The organism is Psychrobacter sanguinis (assembly GCF_020736705.1).
Lineage (GTDB): Bacteria > Pseudomonadota > Gammaproteobacteria > Pseudomonadales > Moraxellaceae > Psychrobacter > Psychrobacter sanguinis.
The window spans coordinates 3,175,861-3,198,200 of the sequence record NZ_CP085990.1 but is presented as its reverse complement, the minus strand read 5'-3'; the positions used below and the strand labels follow the sequence as shown (position 1 = coordinate 3,198,200).

Annotated in this window: 21 protein-coding genes; 6 read left to right on the top strand and 15 right to left on the bottom strand. The window is 42.1% G+C overall.

Annotated features, from left to right (window positions below):
- The first annotated feature begins 109 nt into the window (after positions 1 to 109).
- Entirely contained in the window at positions 110 to 550 is a 441-nt protein-coding gene (locus LK453_RS13455; protein ID WP_201535902.1) for a CopD family protein, read from the top strand.
- A 275-nt stretch (positions 551 to 825) separates the two neighbouring features.
- On the opposite strand, the gene LK453_RS13450 is transcribed toward LK453_RS13455, so the two are convergent.
- Positions 826 to 2,058, bottom strand: a complete 1,233-nt coding sequence (locus tag LK453_RS13450; RefSeq protein ID WP_201535904.1) for an NnrS family protein — start codon at positions 2,056 to 2,058, stop codon at positions 826 to 828.
- Positions 2,059 to 2,723: 665 nt separating this feature from the next.
- Here LK453_RS13450 and LK453_RS13445 point away from each other — a divergent pair.
- Positions 2,724 to 3,542: a HesA/MoeB/ThiF family protein gene (locus tag LK453_RS13445; RefSeq protein WP_201535906.1), complete on the top strand. Its 819-nt coding sequence runs from the start codon at positions 2,724 to 2,726 to the stop codon at positions 3,540 to 3,542.
- A 125-nt stretch (positions 3,543 to 3,667) separates the two neighbouring features.
- Here LK453_RS13445 and LK453_RS13440 read toward each other — a convergent pair whose 3' ends face one another.
- Together LK453_RS13440 and aroQ are read right to left on the bottom strand one after the other, a co-directional pair.
- A complete protein-coding gene (locus LK453_RS13440) occupies positions 3,668 to 4,966 on the bottom strand; it encodes an AarF/ABC1/UbiB kinase family protein (protein WP_201535908.1) in 1,299 nt (432 codons plus the stop codon).
- 195 nt (positions 4,967 to 5,161) lie between these two features.
- Positions 5,162 to 5,713, bottom strand: a complete 552-nt coding sequence (aroQ, locus tag LK453_RS13435; protein ID WP_227674334.1) for a type II 3-dehydroquinate dehydratase — start codon at positions 5,711 to 5,713, stop codon at positions 5,162 to 5,164.
- 516 nt (positions 5,714 to 6,229) lie between these two features.
- Here aroQ and LK453_RS13430 point away from each other — a divergent pair.
- Entirely contained in the window at positions 6,230 to 6,445 is a 216-nt protein-coding gene (locus LK453_RS13430) for a cold-shock protein (protein ID WP_007393933.1), read from the top strand.
- A 328-nt stretch (positions 6,446 to 6,773) separates the two neighbouring features.
- Positions 6,774 to 7,925: a DEAD/DEAH box helicase gene (locus tag LK453_RS13425; RefSeq protein ID WP_201535923.1), complete on the top strand. Its 1,152-nt coding sequence runs from the start codon at positions 6,774 to 6,776 to the stop codon at positions 7,923 to 7,925.
- 103 nt (positions 7,926 to 8,028) lie between these two features.
- Here the strand turns inward: LK453_RS13425 and LK453_RS13420 are convergent, their stop codons facing one another.
- The 8 genes from LK453_RS13420 to ilvA form a co-directional block, all read right to left on the bottom strand.
- Positions 8,029 to 8,946 (bottom strand): sulfite exporter TauE/SafE family protein, encoded by a 918-nt coding sequence (locus tag LK453_RS13420; RefSeq protein WP_201535926.1) that lies wholly within the window; start codon positions 8,944 to 8,946, stop codon positions 8,029 to 8,031.
- Positions 8,947 to 9,006: 60 nt separating this feature from the next.
- Positions 9,007 to 9,249, bottom strand: a complete 243-nt coding sequence (locus tag LK453_RS13415; protein WP_408582043.1) for a cbb3-type cytochrome oxidase assembly protein — start codon at positions 9,247 to 9,249, stop codon at positions 9,007 to 9,009.
- A 205-nt stretch (positions 9,250 to 9,454) separates the two neighbouring features.
- The gene (locus tag LK453_RS13410; protein WP_227671988.1) at positions 9,455 to 10,315 is read right to left on the bottom strand and encodes a YdcF family protein; all 861 of its coding nucleotides are present in this window, start codon (positions 10,313 to 10,315) and stop codon (positions 9,455 to 9,457) included.
- 126 nt (positions 10,316 to 10,441) lie between these two features.
- Positions 10,442 to 11,599, bottom strand: a complete 1,158-nt coding sequence (murB, locus tag LK453_RS13405; protein ID WP_007393928.1) for a UDP-N-acetylmuramate dehydrogenase — start codon at positions 11,597 to 11,599, stop codon at positions 10,442 to 10,444.
- A gap of 88 nt (positions 11,600 to 11,687) precedes the next feature.
- Entirely contained in the window at positions 11,688 to 12,188 is a 501-nt protein-coding gene (locus LK453_RS13400; protein ID WP_007393927.1) for a low molecular weight protein-tyrosine-phosphatase, read from the bottom strand.
- Between the two features lie 332 nt (positions 12,189 to 12,520).
- On the bottom strand, positions 12,521 to 12,955 hold the full coding sequence (locus LK453_RS13395; RefSeq protein WP_007393926.1) for an RNA-binding S4 domain-containing protein: 435 nt from the start codon (positions 12,953 to 12,955) through the stop codon (positions 12,521 to 12,523).
- A gap of 160 nt (positions 12,956 to 13,115) precedes the next feature.
- Complete coding sequence (locus LK453_RS13390; RefSeq protein WP_167896340.1) at positions 13,116 to 13,439, bottom strand: energy transducer TonB; 324 nt, start codon at positions 13,437 to 13,439, stop codon at positions 13,116 to 13,118.
- Between the two features lie 225 nt (positions 13,440 to 13,664).
- Positions 13,665 to 15,218 (bottom strand): threonine ammonia-lyase, biosynthetic, encoded by a 1,554-nt coding sequence (gene ilvA / locus LK453_RS13385; protein WP_007393924.1) that lies wholly within the window; start codon positions 15,216 to 15,218, stop codon positions 13,665 to 13,667.
- Positions 15,219 to 15,595: 377 nt separating this feature from the next.
- Here ilvA and rpiA point away from each other — a divergent pair, with 377 nt between their 5' ends.
- Both rpiA and LK453_RS13375 read left to right on the top strand, forming a co-directional pair.
- On the top strand, positions 15,596 to 16,255 hold the full coding sequence (gene rpiA, locus LK453_RS13380; RefSeq protein ID WP_201527608.1) for a ribose-5-phosphate isomerase RpiA: 660 nt from the start codon (positions 15,596 to 15,598) through the stop codon (positions 16,253 to 16,255).
- Positions 16,256 to 16,375: 120 nt separating this feature from the next.
- On the top strand, positions 16,376 to 17,209 hold the full coding sequence (locus LK453_RS13375) for an alpha/beta fold hydrolase (RefSeq protein ID WP_007393922.1): 834 nt from the start codon (positions 16,376 to 16,378) through the stop codon (positions 17,207 to 17,209).
- 130 nt (positions 17,210 to 17,339) lie between these two features.
- Here LK453_RS13375 and argF read toward each other — a convergent pair whose 3' ends face one another.
- The 4 genes from argF to LK453_RS13355 all read right to left on the bottom strand — a co-directional run bounded on the left by argF (position 17,340) and on the right by LK453_RS13355 (position 22,330).
- The gene (argF, locus tag LK453_RS13370; RefSeq protein ID WP_007393921.1) at positions 17,340 to 18,260 is read right to left on the bottom strand and encodes an ornithine carbamoyltransferase; all 921 of its coding nucleotides are present in this window, start codon (positions 18,258 to 18,260) and stop codon (positions 17,340 to 17,342) included.
- 158 nt (positions 18,261 to 18,418) lie between these two features.
- A complete protein-coding gene (gene alr, locus LK453_RS13365; protein ID WP_007393920.1) occupies positions 18,419 to 19,597 on the bottom strand; it encodes an alanine racemase in 1,179 nt (392 codons plus the stop codon).
- A gap of 139 nt (positions 19,598 to 19,736) precedes the next feature.
- Positions 19,737 to 21,380: an ABC1 kinase family protein gene (locus LK453_RS13360; RefSeq protein WP_007393919.1), complete on the bottom strand. Its 1,644-nt coding sequence runs from the start codon at positions 21,378 to 21,380 to the stop codon at positions 19,737 to 19,739.
- Between the two features lie 236 nt (positions 21,381 to 21,616).
- The gene (locus tag LK453_RS13355) at positions 21,617 to 22,330 is read right to left on the bottom strand and encodes a ubiquinone biosynthesis accessory factor UbiJ (RefSeq protein WP_044297965.1); all 714 of its coding nucleotides are present in this window, start codon (positions 22,328 to 22,330) and stop codon (positions 21,617 to 21,619) included.
- Between the last annotated feature and the right edge of the window lie 10 nt (positions 22,331 to 22,340).

The window sequence follows — 22,340 nt, the reverse complement described above, 5'->3', positions numbered from 1 at the left end:
GATAAAAATAAAAGTAATCAGATATTGGCTGCGCTTAGCGCCAGTCATTGCTGTTATAATTACTAACATCAAATTTCTAGCATTTTGCAACAGGTAGGCAGTGGTCGTTATGATAAATTATATATTGGTAACTCATTTACTGGGTGCTACGATTTGGACTGGCGGTCATTTAATCTTGTCTCTGGTGGTGTTACCTAAAGCCTTGAGAGACAAAGAGTTATCGGGCTTAATGGCCTTTGAAGAACAGTTCGAAAAAATAGGAATGCCTGCGTTAATCATCCAAATTATCACCGGTCTATGGATGGTACACAAAATGTTGCCTGATCCGAGCCTGTGGTTTGGTTTTGACAATGATTTGAGTGTATTGATTAGTGCAAAATTAGCCATATTGACACTGACCGTATTGGTAGCACTACATGCTCGTTTTAGGGTTATCCCTACTTTATCAGTCGCTAGATTAAACTACTTTGCGATGCATATTGCGGCAGTCACCTTACTATCAGTAAGCTTTGTCGTGGTTGGTTCCTTATTTAGAACCGGTCTTGGTTGATTGGATTAAGACCATTCGACGAAGACAATTCAATAAAGAACATTCAAGCGGAACCGTCTAATCAGATAGCCGTTGGGTGCTTATATTGAATTCATATTGATTAAACCGATATTCAATAGCTCATTACCCTCACTCGTTGGATAGAGTATTAGCCCCTCTGGCTATATTATACCGCAAACTTATCATATTGCTTATTGATACTATAGCTAGAAGGGTTAAGTTTTAAACTATCAAGCTGTAGAACATCAAGTTTTAAAGCTTCAACTGCGTAGGCACTAGCCAAATAAGCCATCATCTCTGGGCTTGGCGAGAATAGGCAGATAACTGATACAGAATAGTATAAAACAAGCTATCCATGCGGCTTGTGCTAGCATAACCCATACTAAGTAGTAGTCAGCAGATGCCAGCGGCATGATGACTCTAAACACAAAAGCCAATACCATTAATACAAAGATAACGTTTAAAGTTCGTGGCGGCGTATGGATACTGCGACCAGTATGACCTAAAGAAACCCTTGCCATCATAGCAACCGTCATCATTCCAACGCCCGATAAGGCCAAAGCATGTACGGCAATACTGTGGCTAAAATCCATCCAAGGCTGGAGAGCAAATAAAACAAAGCTGATGCACATACCTAAGAAAGCCACAAAAAGTGACCACAGTAGAGGTTTTTGCCAAAGTCTATGATGATACCAACCGGCCAAACGGCTCGTATTAACTATGGCCACTATCGAGGCACTAGCAGTAACCAAATAGGGATTAGGGTAAAACAGGTCAGCAATCATAAAAATTAGAAAGCTGCCAAGACTGATGACATCGAGCAACTTGCTGTTTTTCACTTTTATGGGTTGATCACTATCAAAGCTCAGACCACGCTCAATAAAGAAGGGGACGACACGGCGACCCATCGTCAGTACAATAGCCATCACTAAATATAGGCCTAAGTAAACCCCAACGCGTAGATAGTTCTGTTCACCGCTGTAAATGCCCCAATAGCACAAGCCGTTACCTAGGGTCAGTAGAATTAGCTTAGAGACAATACCCATTTGCTTATATTGCTTTACTGCTAAGACAGCGGTAATAATGGCCCAAGCGCTCATTCCCATAAACAATAGGTCAAAAATACTGGCTAGGATCAACCAAGCCGGTACGGTACCAATCCCTATTCCCATGGCAGCCCAAGCAAGACGTGCTATCAGCCAGCTGCCAAATATTGCTCCCAATCGATAGCCGTAGGGCATCATTATCCCGGTCCAGGTCTTTACTGCCGTCAATAAAAATCCAGCAATAATGGCCATGGCATAACCATAAAGCATTTCATGAGCATGCCAATAAAAAGGGTTTATTTGTACCGCATTAATCTGGGTTTTACCGGTAAAAACTAACATCCACAACGCCATAATCAAAATGGCAAAGACAGCACCGCCACTAAAAAATACGCGAAAGCTTAGGTTTAAAATAGGATGTGGCGAGCTAGGACGTTTACTGGGAGACTGAATTTGCAGCATATAGCGCCTCTGAAATTTTTGACCAACGAGCTACACTAAGTAAAAAAATAGAAGGCTTGTCGTCTAAAACAAAATATACATATAAAATGAATGTTTAAATTATACCTGTTTTAATTGACATATAATAGGGTAGTTTTAGATCAGCAAGAAATAACATAGGATGAGCGGGCCAACATGTGTGGCCTATATCAGTAGCCTGCTTAGTTAATCATATTCTGAGCTTAGGTAACTTATTACATCAATATAGAGGTGTGCTAAGGTAGCAAGTTAAAAGTGGCTATTTAAAAATAGCTAGTTAAAAGGGGTTAGTTAAAAATAGCTAAGTAATTACTATCTCGCATAAAAAAACCCTATTTAGCAGAAGCTAAGCAGGGGTGGAGAAAAGTGTTTTTATTATAATTCTTTTTATTGTAGGGTTGTTTTTGCTACCGAGTCTGACAGATACTCCTTAAGGCTAATCAATAAGATAAGATTTAAGCGTAAAATCTAAAGGTCTTAAAATACATATTTTTAATGGTTTTTTTAAAGATTTTCTATATAAGAGCATAACGTCGTAGAAGTAACGTTATGAAGTGATTATAAAGTAAAGTACCCCTAAAGTAAATGATAATAGTTATCATTAATATTTATATCGATTAATAAATATTGGTATTAAGGATTAAGCGGTGTTAAACCAAAAGTATGAGATCAAACTAAGTGACAACGAATTAATGCGGTATTCGCGTCAAATACTGCTAGAGAGCTGGGATATAGCTGCTCAAGAGCGATTGAAGTCAAGCACAGTGGTTATATTGGGGGCAGGAGGATTAGGCTGCCCCGTCTCAGAGACATTGGCTCGGGCCGGCGTGGGTACCATCCATTTGATTGATGATGATGTCATTGAAGCCAGCAATCTACAGCGCCAAACTCTATTTACCTATGAAAATATCGGACAATCAAAGGCAAAAACAGCATGTCAGGCTTTATTAAGTATTAATGCATTCGTTAACGTAAGCTATTCTGAGCAGCGTTTAACAGCACAAAATGCAAAAGAGTTGTTATTGTTAGAGAGAGCTAAGACGAGTAAAATACCGTTTTTATTACTAGACTGTACCGACAATTTTGCAGCCAGAGAGCTGTTGAACCAAGTCAGTGTTGAAGAGGGTCTACCGCTATTATCAGCATCAGCGATAGCCATGTCCGGCCAATTGGCTTTATATGAACCTAGTAAGCAGACAGGGTGTTATCACTGTGTGTTTGGTGAGACATTGAGCTCAGATTCCGAGGGCAGTACCCAAAACTGTACCAATTCGGGGGTCTTAGCAAGTACCACGACGGTGATGGGCAATCTTCAAGCCAATGCAGCATTACAGTATTTAGGCCGTGGCCGAAATCCCTTACAAGGGGAGTTGCTAATCTGGGATGGCAACAATATGACCCAACACAAGCTACGTTATCGACAAGATAAACAGTGCCGAGTCTGTGGAAATACAGCCACTGCTTAATAGTTAAGCAGTGGCTTGAAGATATGAAGGTGGCCTAAAGGTATAAAAGTGACTTAAAAATACAAAAGAGGTCGGCTTAACGTTCTAGGCTTTAGCGGTTATATTTGAATGATCTATTGTCGATTTTAATAATCTACATAGTGTTTAACCAATGGACTTAAGTCGATTTCCACCCCTAAGTTAACTAAGTTCCAATACTGTCCTGAAACAGTACGGTCCACCATCATAGTGGAAGCTGAGGGCTGAAATTGTTTAAAGTATTTTAGCCCTTGCTTGGCTTGGGAAATCATTTCGTGATGAATGGTACTACTGCCGAAATCAAATGGCCCTGTGTGATAGGGGGCAATAGATAAAGGCTTTAGCCCAATGGCTAGCCACTCTTGATAAAACGAGCCAGGGATAAGTACGTCATCTTCACGGCGTATACCCAGTTTTACCAAGTCTTGCTCTAACGCTGTAACGTCGCCTCTTAAGGCATGCTTGGCAAAACGTCTAAACAGCTGAATTTCAGAGTTACTGTAGGTGCGAATGCCACCAAAATCATAGGCGATGACACTACCATCGGCTCTAAAAGCGAAGTTACCAGGGTGTGGGTCGCAGTGCATACGGTATAATTCAAATATTTGTCCGGCACTAAAATGAAACAATCGAGTGGCTATTTTTTGTTTGATTTCGTTGTCCCAAGTAGCCGCTACGCTCAAGGGCTCTCCCAATTCTTCAGTTAGCGTCAAAATACGTTTTGTTGAGTGGCTTTTAATCACCTTAGGGATGATTAACCCTGGATCATCGGCATGAAAAGCACCAAATATCGCCAAGTTTTGGGCCTCTTTAACGTAGTCTAACTCATCTTTTAAGCTGTCTCGTATTTCAGCAAATATTTGGTCTTGTAACTCACGGCTCATGCTAAGCACGCCAGTCATTTTAAGCGCCATTTTTACTTGCTTTAAGTCACTGTCGCAGTTTTTATCGACATCAGGATATTGAACTTTTACTACGACATGTTGACCGCTGGGCAGTACCGCTTTGTGTACTTGGCCAATAGAAGCTGCCGCAAAAGGTTGCTGTTCAAATTCAAGATAGGCCTCTTCAATAGGCATACCTAGCTCACGCTCCACTTGTGACTTAATTTGAGCATAAGGCATCGGTGGCGCATTGTTTTGTAGCTTTTCTAAGGCGGCAGCGACCTCTGGTGGGAACACTTCTTTGTACTGTGAAGCGATTTGACCCACTTTCATGACCGCCCCTTTCATCTCACCCAACGTTTCAGCAATCTGTATGCCCACATCTTGCATCATTTGTGAGCGGGCTTCTGCCCGTTTATTTTCATCGCTCGAAAGGTTCTTAAATGAATTTTTTGCCGCTTTACCAGCGATACTGGCGGTCATGCCGGCGAGCTTCATAAAACGTTTGCTAGAGGATGCCATAGTAAAATGCCTTAACCCTTGATAGGGGCCTTAAAAGGGGGACAAATAATTAAACAGTCAACAAATAACCAATACGTAACTAAAGAGTTAAAAAATTGAAAATTCTCAAAAAACAGCAGGTAGTATAGGCCAATTAAAGACATATACTATTATTATAACGTTTAAAAATATTATAGCGTTTATGACAGATGTTTTTTATAAGCTGTAGTAGTGTTCAATAAAATAACCTAGAGCCATGTCATAGCCTAAATGACCCAAACCACAAATCACTCCCACCGCTTTGTCACTAAAGTAAGAATGCTCTCTAAAGGGTTCACGGCTATGAATGTTAGACAGATGCACTTCTATAAACGGTTTATTAATCGCTAATAGGGCATCACGCAATGCCACCGAGGTGTGCGTAAAGGCGGCAGGATTAATAATCACGGCGTCAATTTTATCTTCATTATCGGCCAATAAACCATGATGTTGTACCGCATCTACCAGTTCGCCTTCATGGTTTGATTGAATACTAATCAGCTCAATATTATGCTTGGCGGCAGTCTTAATAAGGCGCTGCTCAATGTCCTGTAGGGTGGTATAGCCATATATTTCAGGCTCACGTAACCCAAGCAGGTTTAAATTAGGACCATTGATTAATAAAATTCTACGATAAATAGCCTCTATATTAGACTCCTTGGCGACAGTGCGATTGGCTGCTGACTTAGCCTTGGGTGTTGCGATTTGCTGAGTGCTAGATTGGGTCATAATAACCTCGATAAATAATAATTATTATTAACTCTGATTTAATAGCCAATTTGATATTAGGTAAATATTATGGCTTATATAATAATTATAATACTATACCGAGTTTTAACCCATGACATTCGATTAAATACAGGCAATCGCGGCTACTATTCAGTAAAAAATGAAAAAAAAGGTTAAAAATAACACAAGATAATGTGAAAGTTATGTTAAAACACTTTGTGTTGATAAAATGCCGTGCTATGATTAGTTTTAGATAACAAACATGTCTGTAATGTTACAGAAATAGGAAAATGGTCTCAGATTTTCGAATGTTATTTTTAAATATCATTTTTAAAGATTCTTTTTAAATATCTGGAGTCATGATTTCTTAGATTGTCGGCATTATAAGTTTTATGTTAGTTACTAAGTGGCCACTAGCCACTTCTTATACCCAGTGTTAGCATCTCAGGCTTCAGCTTAAATGCTTTAATTGGGGTCTAATTGAAGTTTTGTTAATTAAGTTTTAGGAAGTAGATTATGTCAGCTCGTGAGCAAGGTACTGTTAAGTGGTTTAATGATGCAAAAGGATTTGGCTTTATTCAACGCGAAAGCGGTGAAGATATTTTCGTTCATTTCCGCGCTATTCAAGGTGACGGCTATCGTTCACTTCAGGACGGCCAAAAAGTAGAATTTGTGGTTACTGAAGGTGAAAAAGGCTTACAAGCTGAAGAAGTTACTAAAGTAGACGCCTAATTCATATTCAATAGCACAGTAGCTAATAGAGTCAGTCTATTAGTTACTTTGTTTATTGTTCTAAAGCCAATGTGTCAAATCTAACAGCGTTATCGTTGATTTAGATTTGATATGTTGGCTTTTTTATTGGTCTGTCAATATTAGACATTTTTGATTTAGAGGCATCTAATTTAGGCATTGATCAGGGCAATGACCTATAATAGCCATAAAACCCGATAACTCTATTTTAAGGCTATGATGCTTTATCTCAATACAGTGTTATTGGTAGTCATAATGACAATCGTGTCTTCTAATAATCATAAATAACTTAAAAAATTAAGGAAGTTTAATGGATGAGTTTATTACATTTGATGATTTGGCTCTAAGTGAGAGTGTCTTAAAGTCCGTAAAAGAGTTAGGCTTCACTCGGTTAACCCCCATTCAAGCAAAAATTCTACCTCATACTTTGGCAGGGCAGGATGCTATTGGGCAGGCACAAACAGGAACGGGTAAGACTGCGACTTTTCTAATCACTATTATTGAGGCGCTGTTAAAACGGCCATTTGCAGCCGATGAGATGCGCTATTTGGGTGAGCCAAGAGCAGTCATCTTGGCACCGACTCGCGAGTTGGCAAATCAAATCTTTGAAGATGCTATTGGTTTAACTCAGCACACGGACTTGCACAGCGTGTGTATTATGGGTGGGGTAGATTATGAAAAGCAAACAGCCGCTTTAGATCATGCTTTTACCGATATTCTGATTGCGACACCGGGACGTCTGATTGATTTAATTCACAAGGGACATGTTTTTTTGGACCGAGTCGAAGCCTTTGTGTTAGATGAAGCAGACCGTATGCTAGATATGGGCTTTATACCTGATATTAAGCGCTTGATGCGTTATATGCCCGCCAATACTGACCGACAAAGCTTATTGTTTTCAGCGACTTTCAATCAAGACGTGATGAATTTGGCCTATCAGTGGTTATTAAATCCAGTCTTTGTTGAAATTGAACCTGAGCACAAAACCAGTGATTTAGTAGAGCAGCATTTTCACCTGTTAACAGAGTCGGATAAGTTTGAGGCTTTGAATCGTATTTTAATGGCGGAAGATACTCATAAGGTTATCGTTTTTGCGAATAGAAAAGATCAAGTAAAACGGCTGTATAATCGACTTAGTGCAGAACATAACGTGGTTATGCTGTCCGGAGATGTGGATCAAAGTAAACGCGAGCGTTATCTTGATAATTTTAAAAATGGCGATGCGAAAGTACTCGTGGCCACGGATGTCGCAGGTCGAGGCATTCATGTCGATGATATCAGTCACGTGGTGAACTACACCTTACCTGATCAGCCTGATGATTACGTTCATCGTATTGGTCGCACTGGCCGTGCGGGTCAACAAGGGGTGAGTATTAGCTTCGTCAGTGAGGACGATGCCTTTAACTTGCCTGCCATTGAAGCACATTTAGATACCAAGTTAAAACTTGAGCAATTGGATTAATATTCGCTTATTGCACCTAAAAAGGGCTACTGATTCAGTGGCCCTTTTTATTGATAAATAGCTTCACTAAGTGCCGCTATATATGCCGTTCTAGACAATACCATCACTCAGAGTGATGGTGGGCCATAGAAGAATTATTTGTTGTATCCGACGTTTCAGACATTGGCATGTCATTGCTGCCGTGCATATCGTGACCCTGCATATTATGGTTCTTCATATTGGGATCAGCCATATCATGACTTTCCATGTTATCCATATCGTGCATGTCATGCATATTGTGAGCAGCGGGATCAGCAGGGGCAGACATCGTACTGCCATGCATTTGATGTCCGCCATGGTCGCCGTGCCCACCATGTTGCATGGCCATAGGCACTAAAATGATTGCTAATCCAGATAGAATCATAATTATTCCATTCAACTGGCGTAATTTATAACGACCAATCTGTTTGTGTAGCCAGCCCACAGTCTCTTGAGTAGCGACTAGCATAGGTACCGTACCTAAGCCAAATACAAACATTAATAATGCAGCACCAGCAACATCGTTACCGACCACAGCCATAAGAAGGGCACCGTATACCAAACCACAAGGCAAGAAACCCCATAGTAAGCCCGCGGCTAAGGCTCGTGGAAAAGTGTTTAACGGAAAAACTTTTTGACGCAGTGGTGACAGCTTTCTCCAGACACCCATGCCTACTTTTTCAAGCTTGCTTAAAAAGGGCATACCCAGCATAGACAAGCCGATAAAGGCCAATACCAGTCCCAGTAAAATTCTTGGGGTAGCATTTCCCATCAGTAGTGGCGCTAAGACGGTGGTACCAATAAGACCTGCAATAATGCCTAGAATCGAATAACTAATGAGTCGACCAAGATGGTATGTAGCGATAAGACCTCGCTTCTTTAGAGGGCTGACGCCTTGCATAGATAGACCAAACGCAGTCACTAAGCCCCCACACATACCCAAACAATGTGGCGAACCAAAAAAACCCATAGCCAAAGCTGCAAGTAATAAAGGAGTTGTCATAAAAGTTATCCGTGAAATTTAGGTTTTAGTAAGACTCAATAGCAGACTTAATGGCTTAAATTACTCACCCTCACCCGAGCCTTCTTGCGAGGCCGACTGTGAAGTATTGCTGGTCTGCGAGTGTCTGTCGATTTTTGAGGCAGGGGGTGTCTTGGCATTGGTAGCAGGCGGTGTGTTCCCAAGAGCCTGTCTACGCTCTTGGCGATCATCTAAGATTACACGTTGTGACTCATTGTCTAAGTCTTCAAATTGATTGGATTTTACCGCATAACGAACGGCCCAAATACCAATTACAAAAAGCATCAGACTCAACGGAATTAGTAAATACATACTGACCATATCAGGCATCCATTTTAAAAACGTATAGTTGTTTTGATATAAATATAGGCAAATATAAAGCGATAGCGTCGTGAGTTTCGAGCATGAAGATAATATATATATTGATATATTATAATCCTTTACGAAAACAAGTGTGACGCTAAATTGACCGCATGAGTTTCAATTTTTATTAAAACGTCTTTACCTCATCAGGCTTGCGACTACGCAATAAAGTTTCAAAACTCACGTCACTGGCTTGACGACAGTTGTCTTGCGGCGCAAAAACATCGCGGGCATAAGCCGCTAACTCATACACAGTACGACGCGAGTGCTGTGCATTGTTCTTTGGTGCCAGCCAACCTTTTTTCATTGGTAAAGCGGCGGGGATCGGCAAAGCATGGATGCCATTCAAAGCAAACTGCCTGCGAGCTCGGGTCATATGATAGGCATCAGTAATCAAATACACATCTTGCAAGTTAAGGCGCTTGGCAGTAAAGCGAGCATTTTCACAGGTATTCATACTGGCATTTTCAGTAATAATGTTCTCGATGCCATGGTTGTTTAACCAATCTTGCATCCAAGCGGATTCTACGCCGGTTAATATAATGGGAAGTGGTTTTTGGCGTTGGTGCCACATCACGGTTTGCATACGAATCAAACTGTACTTATTTAACACGATGTCTGGTTGATGTAACGGCGCGCTTGTGACTTGTTTTTTTGTTTCTTCGGTGTCTTTTTTAGCAGGATAGCTGGCTGAAATGCTTGATTTTAATTGACGGGTATTACTATTTTGCTGATCGTCAGTATTATTAGTCTGCTCATGATAGGTATCAGCTTCTGTGAGACCACCCCCCAACACCACGTAAGCAGTTGGCTCATGATTAAGCTGCAAGTTTAAGGAAAGTGTGCTATTCGAAGGTTGAGGATTTAGCGTGCTATGGTCTGAAGGGACTAATACTGGACGAGGGGAGTGATTGACTTCCGGAATAGGTAAGCGATTTAACACCCATAAGCCCACAGTTGAAAAAACAGGCGTATAGAAACTCACCATAATAATTAACCCTAGCAATAAAGAGCCTAGAGAGGCCCTTATTACAAAATTAACAATGGGTTTTAATGAGTTAACCATCAATTGTGACACCGGAGTGAGGGTAATTTACGCCCTATCAAAAAGACACTAGCTATTATAACTTGCTTGATTATCTACCCAAACGGGCTCACGCTCTAAGTCAATACCAAACTGATCATATATGGTTTGCTGTATTAAACGCTGCGTGGCCAGAATATCTTGCTGTGACGCTGGCGAGAAATTATCAACATCGCTATGATTTACCAATACCAAAGCCTGTTTAGCATGGGTCAAAATAGGGGCGATACCTTTACCTTTGAGTCCAGCGTTGTCAATCAGCCAACCTGCCGCGACTTTGGTATGTTTATCACCTACCGCATAACCCACAATATTAGGATATTGAGTTTGCAGGGTAGCAAACTGTTCATTGCTAATGATAGGGTTTTTGAAGAAGCTGCCACAGTTGGGTAGATGCTGTGGGTCAGGCAATTTAGATTGGCGAATTTCAATAATCGCTTTCATCACGTCAATAGGGGTCGCTACTGAGCGTTGCTCGGCTTTGGCCAATGTCAAGGCTAGGGCAGAAACATCCCCGTAATTGGCATTGACCTTGCTAGCATCTTTATGCAATCTGAAACCCACTCGAGTAATGAGCCATTGTCCTGCTTCTTGCTTGAATTTACTGTCCCGATACTCAAATTGACACTCTGCTTTTTGAAACTGATGCCAGCTTTGAGTAGGGATATGGAAGGCCTTTAAGTGGGTCATACAATCTTCTAGTTGTACGCCATAAGCCCCAATATTCTGTACAGGAGACGCGCCAACCAGCCCTGGAATTAGGGCCAGATTCTCCAGTCCATACCACCCTTGATTGACAGTATAAACCACCAGTTCATGCCAGTTTTCTCCGCCCATCACCTCTATATTAATGCCGTCTTCATCTTCAGATAGGATGTTAATCCCTTTATACGTAGGATGTAATACTGTGGCATTCAATACTTTTGGTAGAATAACATTACTGCCGCCTGACAGTACAAATATTGGCAACCCTATCCTAGCTAGCTGAGCAATGGTTGGCTCTATATCAGATTCCTTACCCAAGTTAATCAGTCTATCTGCCTGACATGCTAAGCGCATGGTATTGTGATGAATTAAATCTGCACCCAGGGTGCTTATCTCATCGATATCGAAATTTGTAGGGTTAGATGAGAGGGCATTGCTATCAGCAGAGGCTTGTAAACGGGGTGTCTGATGAAAAGTACTCATAGGCGGCTTAGGGCTCAATTTAATAGGCTTAATAATATATCAGATATAGATGACAGTGTGAGCAACAGGCAATAAACAATAAAGTTAATTAAATCTGCCAGGTATGTATCCAAGCATCTACCGAGGACTCAAGTCTTTTAATCACTTCTTCAAAGCCATCTTCACCGCCATAGTAAGGGTCAGGTACATCTTGGTTTAGATAACTGATGTCGACTTCACTCATCAATGCCAAACGCGCAAGACTATCCGCATTGGTAGTTTGTGCCGCTACTTCTCGAATGGCCTGAAGGTCTTTTAGGTTTTGAGCATCCATTGCTAGAACAAGATCAAAGTCTATAAAATCTTTAGGGCTCACCTGACGGGCTACTAACTTACTGATGTTGTACCCATGCTGCTTGGCATGAGTTTGAGCGCGCAAATCAGGATGTTTGCCAATATGCCAATCCCCAGTCCCAGCAGAGTCAATCTTCATCGTCAAACCAGCAATGGCAGTACGCTGTCTCATAATGCCTTCGGCTGTCGGAGAGCGGCAGATATTGCCAAGACATACTAATAAAACGGACTTAGGTATAGCAGCTGACATAGGCATAATTTACATTTAACCTTTAATAAGTATTTTAATGAACGACAATAACATAAATGACAATGAGGGGCGTTACGGCTGGCAGATATTAGTAGATATCAATCGTTAGCGATAGTCATTGGCGAAATAAATAGTAACTGCACTAACCTCGTATTGAATTCATAGCACTGATTAACTTCAAAACGCGCATTGAATTCAAAAAAAGAGCGCCCAACACGATTGCAAAAATAAGCCCACTTCATAGTATGGCATGGCAGGCTATTCTAACAATGTTAGGCGCTAAACGATAGTATAGGAACCCTATTCAAAGGTGAGCAGTATTAAACCAAGCCTAAGTATTAATCAGCTTGGTGTTTAAAGCGTTGTAAATCTCGACGCTGCTTCTTGTTAGGCTTGGTATCGGGGCGGGCAAGATTAGCAAGTTTGCGCTGTTCTGCAAAGTACTCACGTCTTTTGAGGCTTTCCTCTGTTTCTTCATATAAGTTTTGAGCCAATGTTGCATTGCCTCGTTGCACCGATAAATCTTTAACCACTACTGTTTTTTCAGTCATGGCAGTCGCAGAGCCCTGACGGATGGTAAGCTCATCACCGACACTAATCTCTTTGCTGGTCTTAACCCGACTACCTGCGAAATGGACTTTACCACCTTCAATGGCTTGCTTAGCAAGACTGCGAGTACGATAAAAACGGGCAGCCCACAGCCATTTGTCTAAGCGTACTTTTTGTAAAGAGCTGTTTTTAGTAGTGGAATCAGTGTCTTTTGATTTTGCCATATTTACCCTAAATTTATTAATGAGCCATTTATTTTATTAAGCACTTGTATGGTTTATTTATGGGGACAAAAGCCAACAAATTCAATCAAATATAAATCGTATCCAAGGTCAAAACCCAGCTTAGGTAGAAGCTAACTCGAGCATAATTCTGTTATTAAAATTATTGCATTATATAGTGTATGGGTAAGAAAACTTGCCCCATGACGGCTTCTCCATTTTCAACAAAAGGATTGAGTTTGGCTAGCTTGACAGCGTGTATGGCTGATGCGTCCAACTGGCTATTTCCGCTAGATTTAAGCAAGGTAGCTTCAATAATATTACCGTGTTTATCAATGAGTAATTTTAAAGTAACCCTATATCGAGTACCTGGTTTTGATGTCATTCTAACCTGCGCAGGAATAGAGATTATGGGCCTTACTCTCCAACTGGCATCCCTAGCCGCGAAGGTTCGTGCATAATATTCTTTAGCCTGTCCTTCTGTCATAACCAGAGTCTTTGACTCATCAATCAGTTCAGCATGAGCAGAGCAAAACAAGGTGACCAAAGTCACTATAGAGAATATCTGTCTTGCCGAAATCTTCAAAACCATATCTCTCTACAGTGTTCAAAATAATGCCATTTTCTTTAAAGGACTCATAAGGCAGAGATAAAGAATAAGGGGGCATTATTTTGAACAAAGACTAATCGGCTAACCAGTAACGATTCAACGTTACTTTAAAAACAGCTGATAACCAATGTTATCAGTGATAGGCATGCAGTCGTAACCAATCTCTTGTAAGGTATCTTGGACCGCACGTGAGCTCGTCGCAGTCGCTTGTATCCCTACCAATACGCGCCCGTCAGCAGCCCCGTGATTGCGATAGTGGAACAAAGTAATGTTGTAATCTGGTCCCAGTTTTTCTAGGAAGTTAAGTAGGGCACCTGGGCGCTCTGGAAAGCTGACTTTAAACAGCTGCTCGTCTTCCATACCGGCATGACCACCGATTAAGTAGCGAATATGTGATTTTGCAATATCATCATCGGTTAAGTCATGAGCATCATAACCTGCCTCATGTAAAGAGTTGGCAATGATATGACGTTCTTTGTCACCCTCTTTAAGAGCAATCCCGACAAAGATACTGGCAGGCTCTAAAGAATCAGGAGAGGTGCGACTACGAGCGCGGTAGTTAAATTCTGTAATATTACGGCCTTTTAGGTCGCGGCAGAATTCTAAGAAGGCACCGGTACGCTCAGGAATGGTAACAGCGAATACCGCTTCTTTTTTCTCACCGATCTCAGTGCGCTCCGCAATATAACGCAGGCGGTCAAAGTTCATATTGGCACCAGAGATAATGGCCACGCAGTTTTTGCCCGTCAGTTGATTTTCAGCTAAGTATTTTTTCATACCTGCCAATGCCAATGCTCCTGAAGGCTCAACGATACTGCGGTTTTCTTCAAAAACATCTTTGACTGCGGCACAAACCTCATCATTACTACAAGTGATAACCTGTTGTTCAATAAGCTTTCCTGAGTTATCACTTTTTTGTAGATTGAATACTTCATAAGGCAGCTCGCCAATCTGAGCCACCGCCGTACCATCCACAAACAAGCTTACTTGTGACAGTTTAACGCGCTCATTGGCTTCTATGGCAGCCTTTAGGCTAGCAGCCCCCTCGGGCTCAACCGCAATGACTTTGACCTGAGGCGCCACATCACCCAAAAAAGCAGCGATACCGGCGAGAAGCCCGCCGCCACCGACTGGGACGAACACATACTCTACATCGCGCCACTGTTGGTTAATCTCCATGGCCACCGTACCTTGACCGGCAATCACCAGTTCATCATCATACGGTGGAATATAGGTCAAACCTTCTTTAATAGAGCGCTCGATGGCATAGCGATTAGAATCATCGAAGCTGTCCCCATATAGGTCAACATTACCGCCTAAAGCTTTCACCGCTTTAACTTTAATATCGGGGGTAGTGGTGGGCATCACAATAATATTTTTAAGCCCTAACTTAGCAGCAGAAAATGCCACGCCTTGAGCATGGTTACCGGCTGAAGCACAAATAACCCCTTGCGCTTTTTGTTGTTCAGACAACTGACTAATTCGATTATAGGCGCCACGTAACTTAAATGAAAAAACAGGCTGTAAATCTTCTCGTTTTAAACGAATGTCATTATTAAAGCGAGTAGAAAGTTTTGGTGCGAAATCTAAAGGTGTCTGGATAGCGACGTCATACACGGTAGCCTGGAGAATGTTACGAACCCATTTTGATAGCATAGATAGTCCTAAGAATTTATTTGCCCATTGATTGGTTGTCGGTTATTAGCCTATGACCTGTGACTCATCATATTTAGACAGTACATTTAGATAAGTCATTCTTATTGTTGTCGCTGTTAAGCGTATGCTGTTTTTTTTAATCCTGCAAGTTTTAGCAGCGAAATTATTGATGATATTAGTTTATTTAATAGATAACTTTTATTAACCGATTAAAAATAAGGCATTTAAGGGCAAAAGTGGCGAAAAATAAAGGCAGATTTGATATTATGGCAACTTAATAAATCACGACGATGGTTGATTACTTAAGTTAGTATCACTATCACAGCAGTTAGTATCATTACCATATCTTCTTAATTTCATAAATGAAAAGGGCAATTATGAGTCAGCAACTAAAGCTTAAACAAGAAGTCGCAAAAGCCGCATTGGCCTCTATTGATGACGGCATGATTTTGGGCGTGGGCACAGGCAGTACCGTGAACTGTCTGATTGATTTACTGCCACAAGTGAAACTAAAAGGCGCTGTGGCCAGCTCAAAAGTCACTCAGGATAAGCTAGAAGCGTTAGGTATTGAGGTTATGGACCTAAACTTTGTGGGCGAGCTTGACTTATATATCGATGGTGCTGACGAAGTAAACCCTAATTTACAATTGATTAAAGGCGGCGGCGGTGCCCTAACCCGTGAGAAAATCGTGGCGGCAGCGTCCAAAGAATTTTTGTGCTTAGTGGACGAAAGTAAATGGGTAACTCAGTTAGGGGTTGAGTTCCCAGTACCAATTGAAGTCCTGCCTCAAGCCCGTTCTTATGTGGCTCGCGAATTGGTTAAATTAGGCGGTGAGCCTGTATATAGAGAAGGGTTTGTCACAGATTATGGTAATTTAATCTTAGACACTTATAATCTGCAAATTGACAGTGCCAGCGAAATGGAACAAACCTTAAATAACATCGTGGGCGTGGTCTGCAACGGTATTTTTGCGGCCAATCAAGCTGATAAATTATTGATTGCTAAGTCGACAGGTGTTGAGCTGTTACAGCGTTAGTATAAATAAGTCATTTCTAATGACTGGGTTTGTGGTTAAATAAAGAAGGCAGCCAGCGGGCCAATGCACCCTATGGCTGCCTTTTATCTATTTTAATTAACCGACAAGGATGTCAAACCTATGCCTCATATTTCTATCAATGGTGCTGAAATTTATTACCAAGACAGCGCTCCTGAGCAAGATAATCTTCCTATAACACAACGGAAACCTGTGCTACTGTTCGCACACGGGTTGTTATGGGGCACCCATTTATACGATAAACAAGTCGACTATTTTAAAGACGACTATCGCTGTATCGCGTTTGACTTTAGAGGTCAAGGCAAGTCGCAAGTTACCAAAGTGGGTTATGACATGGACACTCTAGCCGACGATGCCATCGCTTTACTAGAAACATTAGAGATTAAAAAATGCCATTTAATTGGTTTGTCTATGGGCGGCTTTGTGGCCCAGCGTGTCGCTTTAAAACGTCCCGATTTATTGCAGTCTCTTATTTTATTAGATACCAGCGCCCAGGAAGAAAGTACGGACAAAAAAGCGGATTATGAAAAGCTGCTGACAGCCATTAAGTGGGTAGGCATAAAGCAGGTGAGTAAAAAGGTCATGCCCATTATGTTTGGTAAGACTTTTTTAAATGATAAATCACGCAAGAAAGACTATAAAACTTGGTTAGGTTATCTGAATCAAAATAATAAAAAGGGGGCGATTAGAGCCACTCGCGGCGTTATAGAACGTGATGAGGTCTTAAGCCGTCTACATGAAATTGATTTGCCAACTTTAGTAGTAGTGGGTGATGAAGATAACGCAACACCTTATCCAAAAGCTCAGAAAATACATTTTGCGATTAAAGGCTCCAAATTCGCCGTCATTAAAGGCTCAGGGCACAGTACCCCTGTTGAACAGCCTGAGCTGTTGAATGAAGTGCTCGAAGAGTTTTTGCAGAGCATAGCAGGGTAGAGCACAATTGTTTTAAGCGCAGAAAAACAGACATTGAAAACAACGCTCATTAAAAAAGGCTAAGCAATATTGCTTAGCCTTTTTTAATGAGTATTTTCATCCTATTGCGCTTAGTGCATCAAGCAAATGATTAGCTCAATTTGATTTTGTCTTTTAATAAGAACTCCATTAGAGCTTTTTGGGCATGCAAACGGTTTTCTGCTTCATCCCAGACTACAGAACGCGGATCATCTAATAAATCATGAGAGATTTCTTCACCACGGTGCGCTGGCAAGCAGTGCATAAATAACACCTCTGGGTCTGCTTTATCCAGCATAGAAGGGGTAACTTGATAGGGAGCGAAGCGGCGCGCACGGGTGTTTTGTTCACTCTCTTGACCCATACTGGCCCAAACATCGGTCACGATCAGGTGAGCGTCTTTAGCGGCATCCTGAACATCTTCTACTAAGCTGACACAATGTTTAAATTTTTCCATTAAATCTGGGTTGGGCTCAAAGCCATAAGGCGCCGCCACTCTTAGTTCAAAGCCAAACTGGTGGGCTGCCATCATAAATGAAGAACACATGTTGTTACCGTCACCCACCCAAGTAACGATTTTGTCTTTAATGCTACCACGGTGCTCATAGAAGGTTTGCATGTCAGCAAGCAATTGGCAGGGATGGAAATCGTCCGTTAAAGCGTTAATGATAGGGACCGAAGAGTACTCAGCAAACTTTTCTACTTTTTCGTGTTCAAAGGTACGAATCATAATGATATCGACCATGCTAGAGATGACTCGAGCAGAATCTTCAATTGGCTCACCACGACCCAGCTGCGTGTCTTTGGGCGATAAAAAGATAGCGTGGCCACCAAATTGCCCCATACCAGTCTCAAACGAGATGCGCGTTCGGGTAGAAGATTTTTCAAAAATCATCCCCAAAGTACGACCCACAAACGGTTGGTAAACTTCACCTGCATGTTGCATTTTTCGAAGCTCACTTGCACGCTTAATCAGAGCGTCAAGCTCAGTTGGGGACAAATCGAGTAGAGTTAAAAAATGGCGCACGCTCATGAGACTCTCTTTAAATAACAGTTAATTGAGTTAAAAAGTGTTAACAAATAAATGACTAAACTCTCAGTATAGCGAAATTTATGTCTATGTGAAAACAGTTCGCTCGACTTTAATTTGACACAACCTTAATCCGAGCAGTCATACAGGCTTTTTTATAACTATATAGTAATACGAATCGGACGTTGGGTAACACGGCACAATAGCTCATAACCTAGTGTATGTGCAGAGTTAGCGATGTCATCGACACTCGGCGCCGCCTCATCAGGGTCGCCCCATAACGTAACTTGACAGCCCACAGTTGGGTTAGGCACTTCGGTTAAATCAATGGCAATCATGTCCATGGCCACTCGTCCAATTACGGGACATTTATAGCGTCTAACCGTGGTCGACCCTATGTCATTTTCGGTAGAGCGGTCTATGTCTGTTTCATTCTCGTGGGCTGCTAGCTGTACGCTGACCCAAGCTGACCCATCAACCACACGAGGATAGCCATCGCCGTAACCAATGCTAACAATACCTTTAACGATAGGACGATTAGCAACAAAGCGGCTGCCATAGCCCACATGAGCGCCGGCCGCGATATTATGAATGGCCATTAAGCTTGCCGAAAAGCTCATTACTGGCTTTAACTGTAGACTTTGAGCACTGATACCGTCTAAAGGGGTACTGCCGTAGAGCATAATGCCTGGACGTACCCAATCAAAATGACACTCAGGGAAATTAATAATCCCTGCAGAATTACATAAAGAGGCTTTTATGTTGGGATCAACTTTTTCACGTAGGTCTTGCAGCGACTCAGTAAACATCTTAATTTGATTGGTATTTGAGGGATGTTCAGGACGGTCAGCATTGGCGAAGTGGCTGGTCAGAATAAGGTTGTATCCAGCATCTACTAGCGTTTGGGCCACAGACACTAACTCTTCAGGTTCAAAACCTAAGCGGTTCATACCCGTGTTTAGCTTTAACCATATGGTACGGCAGGGAGAGTTGCTAGCCGGTACTTGTTGTAATGCCCACTGCACTTGGTTCTGATGATGAATGATGCTTTGACATTCAGCTTCTATAGACTCAGCCCATTCTTGTTGACTAAATACCCCTTCAATTAATACCAGTACTTTTTGCCAGCCTAAATCACGTATTTGCTTAGCTTCGGTAAAGCAAGCCACGCCTAGACCATCAGCTTTCTGTAAGCTAGGTAAACAGTATTTGACACCATGACCATAAGCATCTGCCTTAACCATGGCCAATACCTTGGTTTTTTCAGGAATGGCGTTTATGACTTGCGTTAAGTTATGAGTTAAAGCAGCAGAATTTAGGGTTATGGAGGCACTACGCATGGATCACACTCACTCGATTATATGAAAAACAAATTATCTAAGAACAAGCTATTTAAAAAACGGTGTAGGTAGAGAAATTTATAGGCAAAGCATGCTGGCTTTCTTTCAATAACCAGCCGCTATAAAGAACGATAAAAATTTAACCTAAGATACGCCATATAACAAATAATATGGCTAATATATAAAATAGGGGAGACAACCAGCCGATAACCTGTGTAGCAATAGCCACGCTGATTACAAAGCCAGCCAACGCAATCCAGTCTTTACGTCGGTCATTAAGCATGTCTGCTCGAATTTGTTGTATCTCACGCAGCTGTTGATCTTGTCTGGCACCCTGAGAGGCCATGCTTTGCAACCCTTGATCCAATAACTTAGGCACTTGCGCTGTTGATAATAAAAGCTCGGGTAGCTGTTCACGTAGTTCACGCATGTTGCGAACGGGGTCGAGCTGCTCTTTTACCCAGCCCGTCAAGATGGGCTTGGCCAAAGACCAAATATCAAGCTCCGGATACAAATCACGACCTAAGCCTTCGACGTGTACCAACGTTTTTAATAGCAACATCAGCTGTGGCGGGATACTCATGTGGTGGCGACGTGCAATGTCCAAAATTTGCATCAACACCCCAGCAAAGTCTATTTCATTAATGGGCTTTAACACCATGGGAGCAACAGTACGACGCATGTCACGGGTCAGCGCGTGCTTATCGGTATTGGGCGGAATCCAGCCGGCACGACTGACAATGTCTACCAAATTGGTGAAGTTGTTGTTCATTACAGCCAGTAGCATACGGGCCACGATCATTTGGTCGTCTTTTGACAGTTCACCCATAATGGCGCAATCTAAGCCTATATATCTAGGGTAGAAGCGATAGGGCTCTGGGGTATCGGCAGGAAGTGTCTCCACAAAGACGTTGCCTGGGTGCATGTCGGCATGGAAAAAGTTGTCGCGGAATACTTGAGTGAAAAATATGGTTAAGCCTTTCTCTGCAAGAGCAGCGCGGTCATATTGCAGCTCATCAAATACGTGAGTCTGAGAAATGGGTACCCCGACAATACGCTCCATGACCATCACGTTTTTTGAATCGGCATAAACTTCAGGCACATACATCATTGATGAGCCTAAAAAGTTATTACGCATCTTAGTGGTATTGTCTGCTTCAAAGGTTAGGTCAAGCTCGTTCAGCATAATCTGACGGTAATCTTCCACCACATCGATAATACGAACCGCACGGGCGGCTTCAAGGCGAGCAGAGGCCCACTGTGCCATATCACGCAACAACTCAAAGTCTGAAACAATACGCTCACGAATATCAGGGCGCACCACTTTGACCACTACTTCACGGCCATCGTATAACGCTGCCGTATGTACCTGTGCTATAGAGGCTGCGGCTAACGGCTTGGTATCGAAACGGGCAAAAAGAGTATTGATGCTTTTACCCAATCCAAACTTGGGGTCTTCAATCTGGGCAATGGCAATATTGACATCGAACGGTTTAACCCTGTCTTGCAGCTGAACCAACTGGTCGATAATGGCCGGTGTTACCAAATCACGCCGAGTAGAGAGCAGCTGTCCTAGCTTTAAAAATAAGGTGCCCATTTCCTCAAGCGCAAACTTAACCCCATTGTCTTGATGTTGTTTGCCCCAAGCGGCTGGATGGGATTTAATCATGCGAGCCACAGATTGTAGCTGCGGTGCATCTTCTACAGGAAGGTGAGTGTCAAGACGGTAATGAGCAGCGATGCGCCAAAGTTCAAGAAGACGTTTGCGATGAGATAACAGCATGTGGAGCAACCCATATCAGGAGTTTGAAGAAAGCTATGGTCAACCGTTGAGTCGTTGATAGCTTAAATAATTGGCATTAATGATACCACGGGTAAACCATTTTAAGAATGGCTGAGACGCATAAGATAAGACAATTCGAAGGACAAATCGATAGCGCATAAACAGACAAAAAAGCCATCCCAGAAGGGATGGCTTAAATGAAGCAAAGAGGAATACTAATTTAAATGCTATAAAAGCTAGGGCTGACTATCGCCTTTAATGCGGGCTTGTTCCGCTTTAATCATTGCCAGACGCGCTTCTTCACGCTCTACATCAGCACGAAGTCTAAGCAGTTGCTGTTTCAAATCATTGGCTTCGGCTTCAACCTCTGGGTCAGGCGCTTGATTGCCTGCCACCTCATTGGCCCAATCTGCCACATCATTAAAAGCATGCTTTGCCGTATGACGTACATTGCCTTTTAAAGAGTTAATCAACAAATTTAGCTGCATGGCCAACGGTGTGCCAATTAAGGGTTCAAGTTGACCAGCAATATCTGGATTGAAGCCAGAAACAAGCTGCTTCACCTGCATTAATACTCGGTGATCGCCTTCAATGGGTAGGTTGCCACTGGTATCGCGCATCAGGTTCATTAGTTCGGCGGGGTTTTCAACATTGATGGTACAGTCTGGTAGGATGCTACCGATAGACACATATTCTTGCCACGCTTGGCTTCTTTCTGGGTCAATAGCATGACCTGGGGTTTCAAATAGACCTTGCTCCAGTTTGGATACTGGCTCAAATCTAATGTGGTCTTCATTAAAATGCACGTCGATGTTAAATTCAGGCACAGTCATAGTTAAGCGCAACACTTTACCAGTAAGAGGCGTGAGTCCTGCTTTGGTAATTTGATCGCTCGAAATAGCAAAATTTATGAGTTTTTCTATACCGGTCAAAATTAAAACTGTAAACATATGTCGCCGC